At 40.1% G+C, this 13,895-nt stretch carries 13 protein-coding genes; 5 read left to right on the top strand and 8 right to left on the bottom strand.

Annotated elements, in window-relative coordinates; translation table 11 throughout:
* Positions 1-47 precede the first annotated feature (47 nt).
* The 6 genes from N5852_RS01910 to N5852_RS01885 form a co-directional block, all read right to left on the bottom strand.
* On the bottom strand, positions 48-1,400 hold the full coding sequence (locus N5852_RS01910; RefSeq protein ID WP_262098688.1) for a PBSX family phage terminase large subunit: 1,353 nt from the start codon (positions 1,398-1,400) through the stop codon (positions 48-50).
* Between the two features lie 17 nt (positions 1,401-1,417).
* The gene (locus N5852_RS01905; protein ID WP_262098687.1) at positions 1,418-1,735 is read right to left on the bottom strand and encodes a hypothetical protein; all 318 of its coding nucleotides are present in this window, start codon (positions 1,733-1,735) and stop codon (positions 1,418-1,420) included.
* Between the two features lie 28 nt (positions 1,736-1,763).
* On the bottom strand, positions 1,764-3,131 hold the full coding sequence (locus N5852_RS01900; RefSeq protein WP_262098686.1) for a hypothetical protein: 1,368 nt from the start codon (positions 3,129-3,131) through the stop codon (positions 1,764-1,766).
* A gap of 71 nt (positions 3,132-3,202) precedes the next feature.
* Positions 3,203-3,700 carry a hypothetical protein gene (locus N5852_RS01895; protein WP_262098685.1) on the bottom strand — a complete coding sequence of 166 codons (498 nt, stop codon included), beginning with the start codon at positions 3,698-3,700 and terminating at the stop codon, positions 3,203-3,205.
* Between the two features lie 121 nt (positions 3,701-3,821).
* Positions 3,822-4,334: a hypothetical protein gene (locus N5852_RS01890; RefSeq protein WP_262098684.1), complete on the bottom strand. Its 513-nt coding sequence runs from the start codon at positions 4,332-4,334 to the stop codon at positions 3,822-3,824.
* A 356-nt stretch (positions 4,335-4,690) separates the two neighbouring features.
* Positions 4,691-5,683: an aldo/keto reductase gene (locus tag N5852_RS01885; RefSeq protein ID WP_262098683.1), complete on the bottom strand. Its 993-nt coding sequence runs from the start codon at positions 5,681-5,683 to the stop codon at positions 4,691-4,693.
* Positions 5,684-6,262: 579 nt separating this feature from the next.
* Here N5852_RS01885 and N5852_RS01880 point away from each other — a divergent pair.
* The 3 genes from N5852_RS01880 (at position 6,263) to N5852_RS01870 (ending at position 11,037) form a co-directional block, all read left to right on the top strand.
* Positions 6,263-7,681 carry an NAD(P)/FAD-dependent oxidoreductase gene (locus N5852_RS01880; RefSeq protein WP_262098682.1) on the top strand — a complete coding sequence of 473 codons (1,419 nt, stop codon included), beginning with the start codon at positions 6,263-6,265 and terminating at the stop codon, positions 7,679-7,681.
* Between the two features lie 256 nt (positions 7,682-7,937).
* Positions 7,938-8,261, top strand: a complete 324-nt coding sequence (locus tag N5852_RS01875; RefSeq protein ID WP_262098681.1) for a hypothetical protein — start codon at positions 7,938-7,940, stop codon at positions 8,259-8,261.
* Positions 8,262-8,730: 469 nt separating this feature from the next.
* On the top strand, positions 8,731-11,037 hold the full coding sequence (locus N5852_RS01870; RefSeq protein WP_262098680.1) for a molybdopterin-dependent oxidoreductase: 2,307 nt from the start codon (positions 8,731-8,733) through the stop codon (positions 11,035-11,037).
* Between the two features lie 70 nt (positions 11,038-11,107).
* On the opposite strand, the gene N5852_RS01865 is transcribed toward N5852_RS01870, so the two are convergent.
* Both N5852_RS01865 and N5852_RS01860 read right to left on the bottom strand, forming a co-directional pair.
* Positions 11,108-11,386 (bottom strand): BQ00720 family protein, encoded by a 279-nt coding sequence (locus tag N5852_RS01865; RefSeq protein WP_262098679.1) that lies wholly within the window; start codon positions 11,384-11,386, stop codon positions 11,108-11,110.
* Between the two features lie 54 nt (positions 11,387-11,440).
* Positions 11,441-11,875: an Hsp20 family protein gene (locus tag N5852_RS01860; protein ID WP_262098678.1), complete on the bottom strand. Its 435-nt coding sequence runs from the start codon at positions 11,873-11,875 to the stop codon at positions 11,441-11,443.
* A 263-nt stretch (positions 11,876-12,138) separates the two neighbouring features.
* Between N5852_RS01860 and N5852_RS01855 the strand changes: the two genes are divergently transcribed.
* Positions 12,139-12,939, top strand: coding sequence for a carbon-nitrogen hydrolase family protein (locus N5852_RS01855; RefSeq protein ID WP_262098677.1), 801 nt, complete (start codon positions 12,139-12,141; stop codon positions 12,937-12,939).
* 23 nt (positions 12,940-12,962) lie between these two features.
* Positions 12,963-13,856 carry a LysR family transcriptional regulator gene (locus N5852_RS01850; protein ID WP_262098676.1) on the top strand — a complete coding sequence of 298 codons (894 nt, stop codon included), beginning with the start codon at positions 12,963-12,965 and terminating at the stop codon, positions 13,854-13,856.
* Positions 13,857-13,895: the final 39 nt, after the last annotated feature.

Below are 13,895 nucleotides of genomic sequence, written 5' to 3'. Positions count from 1 at the left end.
CTTGAAAATATTTATCGCAGCGCCAAAAATAAATTGGCTCAACTCTTTTAGCCGGCCATCCATGATGATGAATTATATCGACCATTTTGATAGCGTTGGCTTATCTGTTTGTCATTCGGCGCTTCATAAGCCACGCACATTAAGCCAAAAGCATCAGCGCCATGGCTTGACCAATCATGCTCTGGCCCAAGACCAATTTGGCGGTTATCATCACGCTTTTCATGATACCAGCCAAGAGCATCAATTCCCGCTTTAGTTGTTTCTTCATGAAACCAAATAGCATTAAATAAACGCCGCACCGCTTCAATACGCAATCGCGCCGCACCTACCCCTTGATTGGGAACAATATCAACAAAAAAGCCTGCGTCACGCAGGCTACCGGCAAAACTAACATCATGGACCCGGTCACGGGTCACCCCATCATGGGGCAAAACCATCTGCGCATCACCGTAAGAGTTTTGCCGCAGCCAATCAATATGGGCAGAAAGTGGCTGACCTTGCGCTTCATAATAATTTAAAACTCTAATTTCACGCCCAATAAATTGCGCTATCCAAATGGCCGTTGCATCAGCACGCGCGCCCGTACCGCCAATATCCCAAAAAGCTTTGACACTCATTAAAGGATCGCGCGCGACATGGCCAATGCGCCCTTCTTCACGAGCAGTCAACAAAGATTTGGCAAAATAAGCACCTTCCGCCGCCCCAATAAAATCACCCTCCCAAATATGGGCATATTGCTCTGGTCGCTTTTGCTTGTCTTCCAAGCGTTCTAAATTTAAAACTTCAGGAAACCACGGATTGTCGCGCCAATTCAATTCAACAATTTTTGCGCCGCTTGGAGGATGTTCACGAAAACGGCAATGGGTTGCACTTGTTTTACGTTCAGGGTTCCAAGTCACCCATATTTCAGAATTTTCTTCGCGCACACTAGGAATAGCTTTACTCCAAGCTCTTTCCGATAATTTTTCCGCTTCATCCACCCATAAAAGATGGATCCGCGCCTTAGATTTTATCGAATCTAGATGATGTTTTAACCCAACAAACGCAAAAGAAATCCGACCATCTTTGGTTCTAATATATTTTTCACCCACATCATAATGACGTGCAAGCCAATCCAGCGATAAAATAGCCGCTTTTACTTCAGCAAAAGACGATTCCTCCAAGGAATTCATATATTCACGACCAATAATAATAAGCCCTTCCTCACCAGCACAAGAAAGTTGATAACCTTTCACTGCCGCCATTTTTGCAAAAGACCTTGTCTTGCCAGAACCACGCCCACCATATGCGCCGCGATAACGCGCATTACCTGCAAAAACCGCAACAAGCTTTTGCGGCAGCTCAATTTGCGCAATAGATTTTTGATTTTTGGGTGACTTTACCCTTTTTGGCTGTATCATATTACCTCAACATGTCATCACACCTTATCTTCACTTATATCCAACGTTCCAATAGCGTTTTGGACAACGTCTTCAAGTTGCGGTGCAATAATTTCAATATGGGTTATTTTAGCGCCTTCGCTTAATTTATCCTCAGCAAGTACCTTGCCAAGCAAAGTCAAAAAAGGACTAGGCGTTGCAATTGCTTGTGCCTCTAAGTAAGAAACAAGCCCATTATCGCCAAATTGTTTGCCTGCAGCTTCTGCCGCGCTCAAAACTGCTTTGCAAAGTTTTTCACGCTCAATATTATTGCCATGCGTATTGGCACGGCGGCGCGGCGCACTCCGTTTTACCATAAATCACCTTTTTATAAGAAATTTGCAGTTAAACTTTTTTCAAATAATTGCGCAGTTGCGCAAGCACCCCAAAGCGCTCAAGCCCTATCAACATCACCCAACATAGGATGATTACACAAAGATAGGACAACATCGGCCAAGCAATATTATCGATGAAAAAGCCAAATGATAAAATAAATGGACGCATCGGCAATAAAGAGCCAAGCAAACAGGCAATAATCGCCCAGCCCAAAAATACACTAAACTTCAGACGTCCAGTCATAAAAACCGAAATTGCTAATAAACCGCCAAAAATACAACCAGCTTGTACATAGGCAATCCAAATATTGCGCCATAAATAGCCACTTGGCGGATAACCTATAAAAATGGCGAGCAAGCTTTGATTGGTAAAATGCAAAATAATCGGCGCAACAAGCGTCATTACTGCAAATATAAAACTAGCGGCGATAACCGACCCTAAAATGCTTTGCCCTTCATAAAGCGCGATATTTCGGCCTAAACCGTCACCTTGCCTCTTACCGATAATGCCAAGCAAATAGAAAACCACTAAGCTTAATATGCCAGTCAAAAATGCAAGCCATATAAAGACCCAAATATAAAAACTGCTTAAATCACCTCTCACCTCACTTGGCAAAGCAATTAAGCGCAGCAATAAAAGAACAGCACAAACCACCCACGGCAAAACTAATATCGCCAAAGGGGTAAGTCGGCCAAAACGCCGCATAAGGCTGGCAATAGCAAAGGCTAGCAACGCCGCTATTAAATAAGCAGTCGTTTCAACTTGCACCTGTTTAATCGGACCAGAAGCAATGGCAGCAATTGCACTACCAAAGGCAAGCTTTAAAGTGATCATTAAATATAAAACTGGCGTAAAAATACCATAGGTTAAAGCCGCCCAAAAAGCAGCGATAAGATTGGGGCGCTCATCAATTTGATAGCGATCATAAAACCCAGAAAGCACCAAAAGCCAATAATAAAGCGCGCCGCTAGCAGCAAAAGCAACCAACCAACCAAAATTAAATTCGCCGCCAAAGCCTGTATCATTCATCCATTGCGGCCAAAAATACTGCAAAATTGCCGTTATTATCATAATAATAAAGGCGCAGATAAAACTGGTTAAAATTGCAAATAAAAGACTTATGCTCCCCCATGTGCCACTGCGAAAAGCTAAAACCAAACCAATAAAAAAAGCAGTTAGTAAACTTTTAGGATAAGGTATTAAAGTCACTGCTAAAATTTGCGAAAAAGATAGCTCAAAACCAGAAAAAACACCCGTGATATTTAAATAAATAAAAGCCCATAGCGGCGGCATAAAAACAAGACAACCGACGAATATAAACAGGGCCTGCACCAATCGCGCATACCAAAATGTTGAATCTTTTGAAAACTCCACCACGTCAATTGCATCCTTAAAGCCAATTTCGCTAACTCAAACATCTCGCCTTTAATAAATAGGGCAAGGGTTTTTCAACTTTTTATATCATCGGCAGGACGCGCCAATTTTAACTTGCGCGCAAGCGACCAACAAATAAAGCCAGCAACAATGCCTTGCACAACCGCAATCAATAAAAGCATAGGGATAAAAGCAGTATGATTTACAAGCACAACAATAACTTGGGTAATTAGCTCAATAACAACGCCTGTAACCACCAAAGAGGTGATTGCAGTTCCAAGGCTCAAAGCCCTACCCTGCGCTGCTCCATAAGCACACCAAAGACCTGCAAAAACAGCCTGTGCCATAAATAGTGAATAAGAACTCATCAATCGAGGGACAAAATTCTGTTTAAAAACATTTGTAATTTCAATCAAAAGGTCTGAACCACCAATCCAAGAATGATCAAAAAACACCAATACCAACATTTGTAAGGGTGGCGATATAACCAAATAAATAGACAAAACCAAAATACCACGCCAAGGATGGCTGAAAACCTCGTTAGGATTTGAATTATTTGTCATATTACTCATTAAACCACACCTGATAATCGCTCACATAATCAATCATAGCTTACATAAAATTTTCATAAACTTATCTGCACGCTACTTATATGTTATTAATCATCAATAGCACAAAAAAATAGCTTTTTCTTTAATAAGCCGATTTATTCTTTTTCAAAATTATGAATTGATCAATTTTTAATAGGCGTATAATTAGCCAACAAATGGAAGCTGCAAATATCGCTTGTAACAAGGTGACAAATAATAACAAACCATCAAAAGCCATATCCCGAAAGTAGAATGTTATAATTTCAATCAAAAATTCTGTCGCAAGCTCCAATACACTCAAAGCTATAACTGCTTGCCGCCATGAAAGAGCCTGTCCTCTAGCAACGAAAAATGCACAATAAAGTCCAGCTAAAACCGCTTGCGCAACAAAAAATGAATAGGAAATTTTTACATTTGGTAAAAAATAAATATTAAAAATATCAACCATTTCAACGAGCAATTTGGTATCACTACCCCACTCATATTGACAATACGCAAATAGAAGTAATTCCATTGGCGGTGCAACCATCAAAAAGATAAGCACGACAACAATACCGCGCCATGGATGACCAAAAAACACATCTTCATCAGCATTTTGGCTGATTTTATTTATCACTATATTTTATCCAATTCATTGATTATAAGAATAAAAATATTCTTGATCCTTTGATAAACCACTCAAAGTCATCACTATAGTTTATCAATTTTTGTAATGGTTTTTATCCATATATTACAACCAACGCAACTAAGTAATTTTTACCATAGTGATAAAACTAATATCAATCTTACTAAAAACGCACATTTTATTTTCAATCAATACGCTTTAGATTAATTAACTTTTCAAAAATGACCGTGAAAATAAAACCCTAGGTCAATTGGTTCAAATAAAGCTTTACACAGAAGGTCAAAGGTCTCAATAATGGAAGTTATACTTATAAAATATCCGCTGTATAACTTCCAAAAAATCAGTATTTAAAATACACTTAAAACCGGATGCGGCTTATAAACTTGTTCAAGAAACTCAATTTCATCATCATTAAGGGAAATATCAAGGGCTTTTACCGCTTCATCAATATGATGGGGTGATGTTGTTCCGATAATGGGTGAAGTGATAAACGGTTTGCTTAACATCCAAGCAAGGCTAAGCTGCGCCATGGAAATACCGCGCTTTTTTGCCAAGGTCTCAACATTATCAACAATCACCTTATCCAAATCTTCACTATTACCCCAAACCATCGGCGATACATTATCAATCTTTGAACGATCGGTTACGGTTTGCCACGGACGGGTTAATCGGCCCCCCGCTAAAGGGCTCCACGGGATCATGGCCACTTTGCGGTCAACACAAAGCGGGATCATTTCCCGTTCTTCCTCGCGATGAATAAGCGAATAGTGATTTTGCATGGAAACAAATTTGGTCCAATTATTCTTTTCAGCAATATTTTGTAAACGCTCAAATTCCCAAGCATGCATCGAAGAAGCACCAAGATAACGAACTTTGCCACTTTTCACCACGTCATGCAATGCTTCCATGGTTTCTTCATAAGGGGTGGAATGATCTAAACGATGAATTTGATAGACATCAAGATAATCCAATTGTAGCCGCTTTAAACTATGGTCAATCTCGGTCATAATATTTTTGCGTGATAGGCCACCACCATTAGGACGGTTAGGGCGCATCGGAAAATTAACCTTCGATGCCACAACAATTTCATCACGATTAAGATTAAATGCCTTAATATACTGGCCAGTAATCTCTTCGCTGCTTCCCATTTGGTAAACATTGGCGGTGTCAAAAAAATTAATACCAAGTTCAACCGCTTTTTTAAACGTCTCTTTACCCGCGTCAAAATCTTTAGCCCACGGAAATAGTCCGTTTTGTTCGCCCGGTTGGCCAAAACTCATCATACCAAGACAAATTTTTGATACATCTAAGCCAGTGGCCCCAAATTTTACATATTTCATAACAGCTCCTAATTAGCAGCAATGATACAGCGTAATGATCTGCTCATTTTAAAAATTATTCACAAATTGCAGCAACACATGATCGCTATTCATTGTGATTGACACCATCAATAGCCGTTAAATATTTTATTGAGAATGCTATAAAAAGTAATGAGAGTTATTAGTATAACTAATTAATCAGTAAGTTCTAACTTCTTGCCTCTTTGCTTTTTGCTATTAAATCGCAACCTACTTTTCACAAATAATTTTTAATCAGCGTTCACAATTTCGTATAGAACTCACAATAATGTAATCATAGAAACCATGGACAAATCGTAACATATCATGGCAAACAAGGTAAAGTTTTCTTCAAATTAGGAATAATGCAGAAATTTAATCAGGCATAGATCACCTATCCCCAATAGGAAAGGTGAAATGGATTCCTGTATCTTAAGCCTTATAATTTTATCGCATAAGCAACCTATTTGCAGCACAAAATTTTAAGCAGGACATGGCTAATTTTACTTCTAACATATTGAATAAAAATAACTTTAATACACATCAATAAATTAGAAATAACATCAATAAAGAGGTTTGAATATGAATATTAGTAGAAGAAAATTAATTTTGGGCGGTGCAGCAATTTGTGCTGTCGGCGTCGGTGCTGGTGTTCTCACTCCCATGCTACAGCGCGAGGGCAGACTAGTTCCAGGCAAGCCACGGGTTGGTTTTGTTGACGGCTCAACAGGACCACTTCCGCAAAGCGCTGATGCCGTTATTATCGGTGGCGGCATATTAGGATTGATGACGGCCATCAATCTTACTGAAAAAGGTTTAGCGGTTGTTGTCCTTGAAAAAGGTAATATTGCCGGCGAGCAATCATCGCGCTTTTATGGGCAGCTCATCACCTATAAAATGGAAGGCGCAACATTCATGCTTCACCATTTAGGTAAAAAACATTGGCGCGACATGAATGCAAAGCTTGGAGTTGATACAAGCTACCGAACACAAGGACGCGTTGAAGTTCCATTTAATGAAGAAGATTTGGAAAATGTCAAAAAATGGATCGCGCAAGCTAAAGAGGAAGCTGGTACAGAAATTCCACTTCAAACCCGTATTATCGAAGGTAGTGAGTTAAAGGACCGTCTAAAAGGTGCCACTTCCGATTGGAAAATTGCAGGTTTTGAAGAAGATTCAGGCAGCCTCGACCCTGAAATTACAACATTTAAAGTGGCAGAATATGCCAAAAAAATCGGCGTTAAAATCTATACCCAATGCGCAGCTCGCGGAATTGAAAAACAAGCAGGCGCGGTATCAGAAGTCGTAACCGAAAATGGCTCAATCAAAACATCACGTGTTGTCCTTTGTGGTGGTGCATGGTCTCGTCTCTTCATGCAAAATCTCGGTGTCGATTTAGAAACTCTACCAGCCTATCAATCGCAACAATTAATTTCAGGCGGTAAGGGACTTCCTGGCGCAAATGTTGCATTACCGGGAAACATATTCTTCCGCGAGCAGGCCGATGGCACTTATGCAACGTCACCGCGTATTGAAGTTATTCCCATCGTCAAAGATTCCTTTGGTTATGGTTATAAATATCTTCCGCTCCTTTCTGCACCCGACGCTGCCATTCACATCTCAATCAATAAACAATTGCTTGATTCCTTTACTCAAAAAACCAGTTGGAAATTGGACGAAAAATCGCCATTTGAAAGCAATCGCGATATGGTCGCCGTTCCAGATATTAAAGACTTGGATGCGTCATTAATTGCCCTTAAAAAAGAGTTTCCAGCCTTTAATGATTCAAAAATTATCGATCGCTGGAGCGGCGCTATGGCAGTTGCCCCCGATGAATCGCCAATCATTTCTTTGGTCAATGAATGTCCAGGTCTCGTCGTCAATACAGCAACAAGCTGGGGCATGACAGAAAGCCCAGTATCTGCATCAATTGCCACGGACCTATTATTGGGCGCAACACCAGTAATTGATCCAAAAGCCTTTAGCATTTATCGTTTTTAAAATAGCGATCAATTAAAGTATAAAAACAAATCTACGGCACATTTACAAAAATCTAATAAGAAGTGTAAATGTGCCGTAGATAATTTCCTTTTAGCATTTTATGCCTTAGCATCCCTCAAAACATCATTACCACCGCTGCAAGTTTTACAAAGTGGCCTGAAATTTTTGACAAATGCAAATATAAAGCTCAAACTACCCATTTTAAATATCATCTGCATCATTTCAAAATTGAAATATAACAAAATTGGAACGTAAAATGAGTAACCATCAAGCAAATGATCTTATTTTTGGCTTTTCTATTTCCAACACGCATCTATATCCGGGCTGCCAACTAAAACAGCAAGACGAATTGCCAGACTGCGGCACACTCCCAACCCCGATTAGCGTTGAATTTAGTGACGGCACCATTGTTGTTGCTCATATTCACCAAAATGCACAAGATTTGGATAATGAAAACCAACTTATCTTAACAATGCCAGCCTATAAAACAGCAGCCAAAACCAATATCAATGCTAAAAATTGGCTTATTTCCAAGAAAAGCAAAACCGACTGGAATACAGTTAAATTATTAGCTGAATGATATAAACCAAGCCAATTAAAATCTATTCCAATATGTCATTCAACCAAGCATCACATAAATCATCAATCAAGCAGCTCATTTGCTATTGTTTGGTCGTTGGATACAATTTTGCATTTTGAAGATATATGTCATATATTCACCTTTTGTTCTCATTGCAAGAAAAAAATGCAAACCACTGTTAAAAAAATTAAAAACACACAAATAGACTTAAAAATTAACAACCAATATATTGATTTTAAATATTATTTTTTAAAAATTAGAGTTGGAAAAGCAAAAATATAATTGGTCGTTCCAATCTATTTTCTGTCATTTAATGTCATTAATACCGCTAAATTAAGCATTACTTATATTAAATTATCAACGATTCGATCTTTTTTAAATAAAGCAATCATTGAACTTAAACTCGCATTATAATATCACTGAATGGGTTAAAGAAGCTAAAAGCATAAATACTTGCAGGGATGGGTAAATGGAAAACCGCAAATATTTTCTAACCACCCATTGGGGCATTTATCAACATGATCATGCAACCCTTTTCCCCTTCTATAAAGATATCCAGCCGGCAAGCTTCGGCACTGATTACCCACAATACCGCCTTGCACCTTGCCGCATTTTAAAACCAGCCATTCGCAAATCCTATCTTGAATATGGACCAGAAGCAAAAATTGGCACACGCGGCCAAGATGAATTTATTGAAGTGGAGATGGATTTTGCTCTTGATCTTGCAGCTCAAGAAATTGCCCGTATTAAACAAATCTATGGCAATCAGGCAATTTATAGCGGCTCCTATGGTTGGTCAAGCGCCGGACGCTTTCACCATGCCCAAAGCCAATTAAAACGCTTTTTCAATCTTGTCGGCGGTTCGGTTCGTTCAATCCAAACTTATAGCTATGGCGCTGGCGAAACTATTTTACCCCACATTATCGGTGGTCTTAGTGGCTTAGTCGCCAATCATACCAGCTATGACGATATTTTAAATGAGGCTGAACTTGTTTTAATGTTTGGCGGTACACCCATTCGCAATGCACAAGTTAACTCTGGTGGACTGTTTAGTCATAAAACCCACAGCCATTTGCAAAAACTATGCCAAAAAGGCATTGACCTTATTTCTATTTCGCCCGTTAAAAGCGATAGCGATATTCAAACTCAATGGCTTTCTTTGCGTCCTAATAGCGACACGGCTTTACTATTGGCTTTATGCCACCATGTCCTCGTCAATCATCGAGTTGATTATAATTTCATCAATCAATACACGACTGGCTTTGATCATTTTGTTAATTATCTTCATGGCAAAAATGACGGCATTATCAAAGATCATCTTTGGGCAGCGGGCATCACTGACATTAATGCCGATATAATTTTATCCTTGGGCAAACAGATAATTGACAAAAAAACATTCATCATGGTCGCATGGTCGTTGCAACGTGCCGATCATGGCGAGCAAGTCTATTGGGCAACAATTGCCCTTAGTGCTATGCTTGGCAATGTCGGGAAAAAAGGACAAGGCTTTGGCTTTGGCTATTCGTCAGCCGGCAATATAGGCATGTCTGGCCCCAAAGTCGCCCTACCATCATTACCGCAAGGGGTAAATCCGATTAAAGATGCCATCCCCGTTGCCCGCATTGCCGATATGCTGCTTAACCCAAACGCTAATTATCAATTTAACGGCCAAACCAAAAATTATCCTGATATAAAACTCGTCTATTGGCTAGGCGGCAATCCCTTTCACCATCATCAAGATTTAAATCGTCTGGTTGAAGCTTGGCAAAGGCCACAAACAATCATCACCCATGAGCATTGGTGGAACGCCCATGCCCACCATGCCGATATCGTATTTCCAGCCGCCACATTTCTAGAACGTGATGATATAGCAAGTGCCAGCAATGATAGTTTCTTAACTTATGCCAAAGCCTTAAGCGAGCCACCGCAAGGCGTCACAACTGATCATGAAATATTAAAGCAACTTGCACAACGATTAGGTTTTGAGGAACAATTTACCGCTAAACGTAGCGAAGCGGATTGGCTATCTTGGCTATATCAGCAAAGCTGCCAAATTTTTCAGCATCAACATATCGATTTGCCCAATTATCGCACATTTCAAGACATGGGCTATCTTGAACTTCCTAAAAGGCAAATAAAGCCGCTATTGAGCGAATTTCGTCAAAGTCCTGATGAAAACCGTTTATGGACACCATCAGGACGCATAGAAATTTATTCAAAAGCCATTGCAGCTTTTAACTATCAAGACTGCCCACCCCATCCAACTTGGCTGCCACCAAGTGAATGGCTTGGATCAGATAAAACAAAGAGTTTTCCGCTTCACCTTCTTACCTGCCAACCTAGCGACAAACTCCACAGCCAATGGGATCACGCGGCAAAACCACAAGCGACCAAACAGCATGGCCGCCAGCCAATTCTCATCCATGAAGATGATGCAAAACAACGAAATATAAAAGAAAATGATCTGGTGCGCATTTTTAACGAGCGCGGTGCCTGCCTTGCAATAGCAAAACTTAGCCAAGATATAAAACAAGGTGTCACACAAATGGCAACAGGAGCTTGGTTTAATCCATGGCAAGATGAAAGCGGTAACAAGCTTGAGCTCAATGGCAATCCCAATGTCTTGACACAAGATCACGGTACCTCAACTCTTACCCAAGCTACCAGCGCCAACTCTTGCCTTGTCGAGGTTGAAAAATATTATGGTAACGCCCCAGCTCCCAATGTTTATGAAGCACCCAATTTTCATACAGCAAATAAAAAAACCAATCTTTAACGAAATCATATCCGCTAAAAATTGGCTTATAAAATTAAAAGCAATATTTTGTTAAAACGCAACCAGCAGTTTAATGCAAAGTAACCGTTTCCAATTCATGTTCATTGGCACCAGCCAAGGCTTGCCCCTTAGCATCAGAAAGCACAATTGGCTCGCCAGTCGCACCAAATAGCCCCCAAACCTCAATATTAGGAGTCATTTCAGGAAGACCGGGAAAATTCTTGGCCAATTCATCGGTATTGATCTTTTTAACATAAGCAATACGCCCTGCGCCAAGCTGCGCAAATTCAGCTGAAGTGAAAATAGGCTTTCTGGCTAGTTTTGTGTTTGTCATTTTGGTATTTGTCATGGCATCCCTCCATAGAGCCGAGATATCATTATTTAACGCTCGATAACGTCAATATTACTCATCACTTGTTGATATGGTTATTCGGCGCACCAGCTTTTCCGGCTGTGGACGATTTAGATCAATGGCCAAAAGACCATTTTTCAACTCCGCTCCAACAACCATCATGCCATCTGCAAGGACAAAAACCCGTTGAAATTGCCTTGAAGCAATACCACGATGCAAATATTCATGCTCACTATCATCCAATTGCTTGCCACGAATAATAAGCTGGCTATCTTCAACTGACACATCAAGCTCATCAGGCGAAAAACCAGCAACAGCTAAAGTAATTCTCAACCTCACTTCGCCAGTTTCATCTTCCAAATCATTCAGTCTTTGGATATTGTAAGGTGGGTAACCATCACCAGATTTTGCCACCCTTTCCAAAGCTTTTTCAACAGTATCAAATCCCAATAAAAGTGGATTTGAAAAAGATGCGATACGTGTCATTTGCAGTCCTCAAAGTTCAAGCGACCGAGTAAGACAGCCCATTATTGGCACTGTCACTTTATAACTATATGGTAGTAGACCAAAGGCCAATCAAGGGCGCCACTCAAATATCCGTGACATTGCGCTGTGGCGTTGGCCATTTTAACAAAATATAACGCAAAAAATTAAAAATCGTAAATTCCTGCCTTACCCTTGTTATTATCTATTAGGCGGTTTAATCTCAGATTTTGATAGGATGTTAAGCTTTAAAAACGGAAAAGCTCATGAAAATCGCACTCGCACAACTTTCCGCAAGTCGAAACAAACAAGAAAATCTTGACAAGGCCTTGCTTTACATAAAACAAGCAAAGGCACAAAACGCTGATCTTATTGTTTTCCCTGAAGTTTTTATGGCTCTGCTTGGACCTAAATCAGGCATTATATATGCCGATATGGCAGAAGCACTTGATGGACCTTTTGTAAGTAGCTTGGCAAAAGCGGCTAAAGAAAACGGCATCCACATTATTTGCGGTATTTTTGAAAAATCCTGCAATGATAAAATTCGTGCCTTTAATACCATTATTTTTTTAAACGATAATGGCGAGCTTATCCATAGCTATCGCAAAACCCATCTTTATGATGCTTTTTCCTATCAAGAATCAGCCAATATTATTGCTGGCGACAATGGTTTTGAACCGGTCAAAACGCGCTTTGGCACTATTGGTTTGTTGGTTTGCTATGAATTGCGTTTTCCTGAAATTTCTCGCACACTTGCCTTAAAAGGCGCGGATATTCTTATTGTGCCAACCGCTTGGGTAGCTGGCCCGATGAAAGAAGAGCATCTATTATCCATTGCTAAAGCGCGCGCCCTTGAAAACACCGTTTATATGTGCGTTGCCGATCAAGTTGGCAATATTTATAGCGGCCGTAGCGTTATTTATAATCCAATGGGCACGGTATTAGCGAGTTGCGGCGAGGATGAAGGAATTATTTTTGCAAATATTGATCTTGAAAAGGTCAAAACCACGCGCGAAAAACTACCCTGCCTTGATCAAAGACGACCAGAGCTTTATAAACTTGACTAACTCACTTTTATAGAAAGAATGCAATGGCACGGGAAAACCTTAATGATCTGGCAACCTTTGTTGTGGTTGCACGGGAAAAAAATTTTACCCGAGCAGCGGCTCAACTTGGAGTATCACAATCAGCATTAAGCCATACAATAAGAGGGCTCGAAGAACGCTTAGGCGTACGCCTACTTACCCGCACCACACGCAGTGTTACCTTGACAGATGTCGGTGCACATCTTCTATCAACCCTTGGCACGCGCATTGATGATATTCATGACGAAATAAACCTTTTAGGGAATTTTCGCGATAAACCGAGTGGTTCCATCCGTATTTCTACCACTGATTATGCCATTAATACCATTCTTTGGCCTAAGCTGCAAAAGTTTTGCCGTCAATATCCTGATATCAAAATTGAACTTATTGATGATTATCGCCTAACCGATATTGTCAGCGAGCGTTATGATGCTGGCACCCGCCTTGGTGAACAATTACAAAATGGCATGATATCGGTTCGCATTGGCCCTGATATCAAGTTTACTGTCGTTGGTGCACCAAGCTATTTTGCTGCGCATAATATTCCCAAAACCCCGCAAGATCTCATGAATCATAATTGCATCAATATGCGCTTTGTTTCCACCGGTGGTATTTACGCATGGGAATTTGAAAAAGACGGTCATGAACTTGCTGTACGTGTTGAAGGCCAATTAGTCTTTAACCGTAGCTACCATATTTTAGAAGCCGCCAAAAAGGGTTTTGGCCTTGGCCATCTACCATTGGACATAGCACAAGAAGCGATTGATAAAGGCGAATTAATTCCTGTTTTAGAAGATTGGTTTCCCCCTTGGCAAGGTTATTATCTTTATTATCCAAGCAAACGTCAACACTCAATGGCTTTCCGCCTTTTAGTTGATACATTACGTTATAAAGGTTGAGTTTACAACAATAAAGTATTTCTTTAATTCGTTATAGTA

This window comes from Bartonella sp. HY328, from assembly GCF_025449335.1.
Classification (GTDB): domain Bacteria; phylum Pseudomonadota; class Alphaproteobacteria; order Rhizobiales; family Rhizobiaceae; genus HY038.
The sequence above is the reverse complement of the archived record's forward strand: the minus strand, read 5'-3'. Positions and strand labels throughout refer to the sequence as shown.

Coding starts and splice junctions, on each gene's coding strand:
- N5852_RS01860 (WP_262098678.1), bottom strand. CDS start 11,875: ATGACACGTATCGCATCTTTTTCAAATCCACTTTTATTGGGATTTGAT.
- N5852_RS01855 (WP_262098677.1), top strand. CDS start 12,139: ATGAAAATCGCACTCGCACAACTTTCCGCAAGTCGAAACAAACAAGAA.
- N5852_RS01885 (WP_262098683.1), bottom strand. CDS start 5,683: ATGAAATATGTAAAATTTGGGGCCACTGGCTTAGATGTATCAAAAATT.
- N5852_RS01905 (WP_262098687.1), bottom strand. CDS start 1,735: ATGGTAAAACGGAGTGCGCCGCGCCGCCGTGCCAATACGCATGGCAAT.
- N5852_RS01850 (WP_262098676.1), top strand. CDS start 12,963: ATGGCACGGGAAAACCTTAATGATCTGGCAACCTTTGTTGTGGTTGCA.
- N5852_RS01870 (WP_262098680.1), top strand. CDS start 8,731: ATGGAAAACCGCAAATATTTTCTAACCACCCATTGGGGCATTTATCAA.
- N5852_RS01880 (WP_262098682.1), top strand. CDS start 6,263: ATGAATATTAGTAGAAGAAAATTAATTTTGGGCGGTGCAGCAATTTGT.
- N5852_RS01910 (WP_262098688.1), bottom strand. CDS start 1,400: ATGATACAGCCAAAAAGGGTAAAGTCACCCAAAAATCAAAAATCTATT.
- N5852_RS01895 (WP_262098685.1), bottom strand. CDS start 3,700: ATGAGTAATATGACAAATAATTCAAATCCTAACGAGGTTTTCAGCCAT.
- N5852_RS01865 (WP_262098679.1), bottom strand. CDS start 11,386: ATGACAAATACCAAAATGACAAACACAAAACTAGCCAGAAAGCCTATT.
- N5852_RS01875 (WP_262098681.1), top strand. CDS start 7,938: ATGAGTAACCATCAAGCAAATGATCTTATTTTTGGCTTTTCTATTTCC.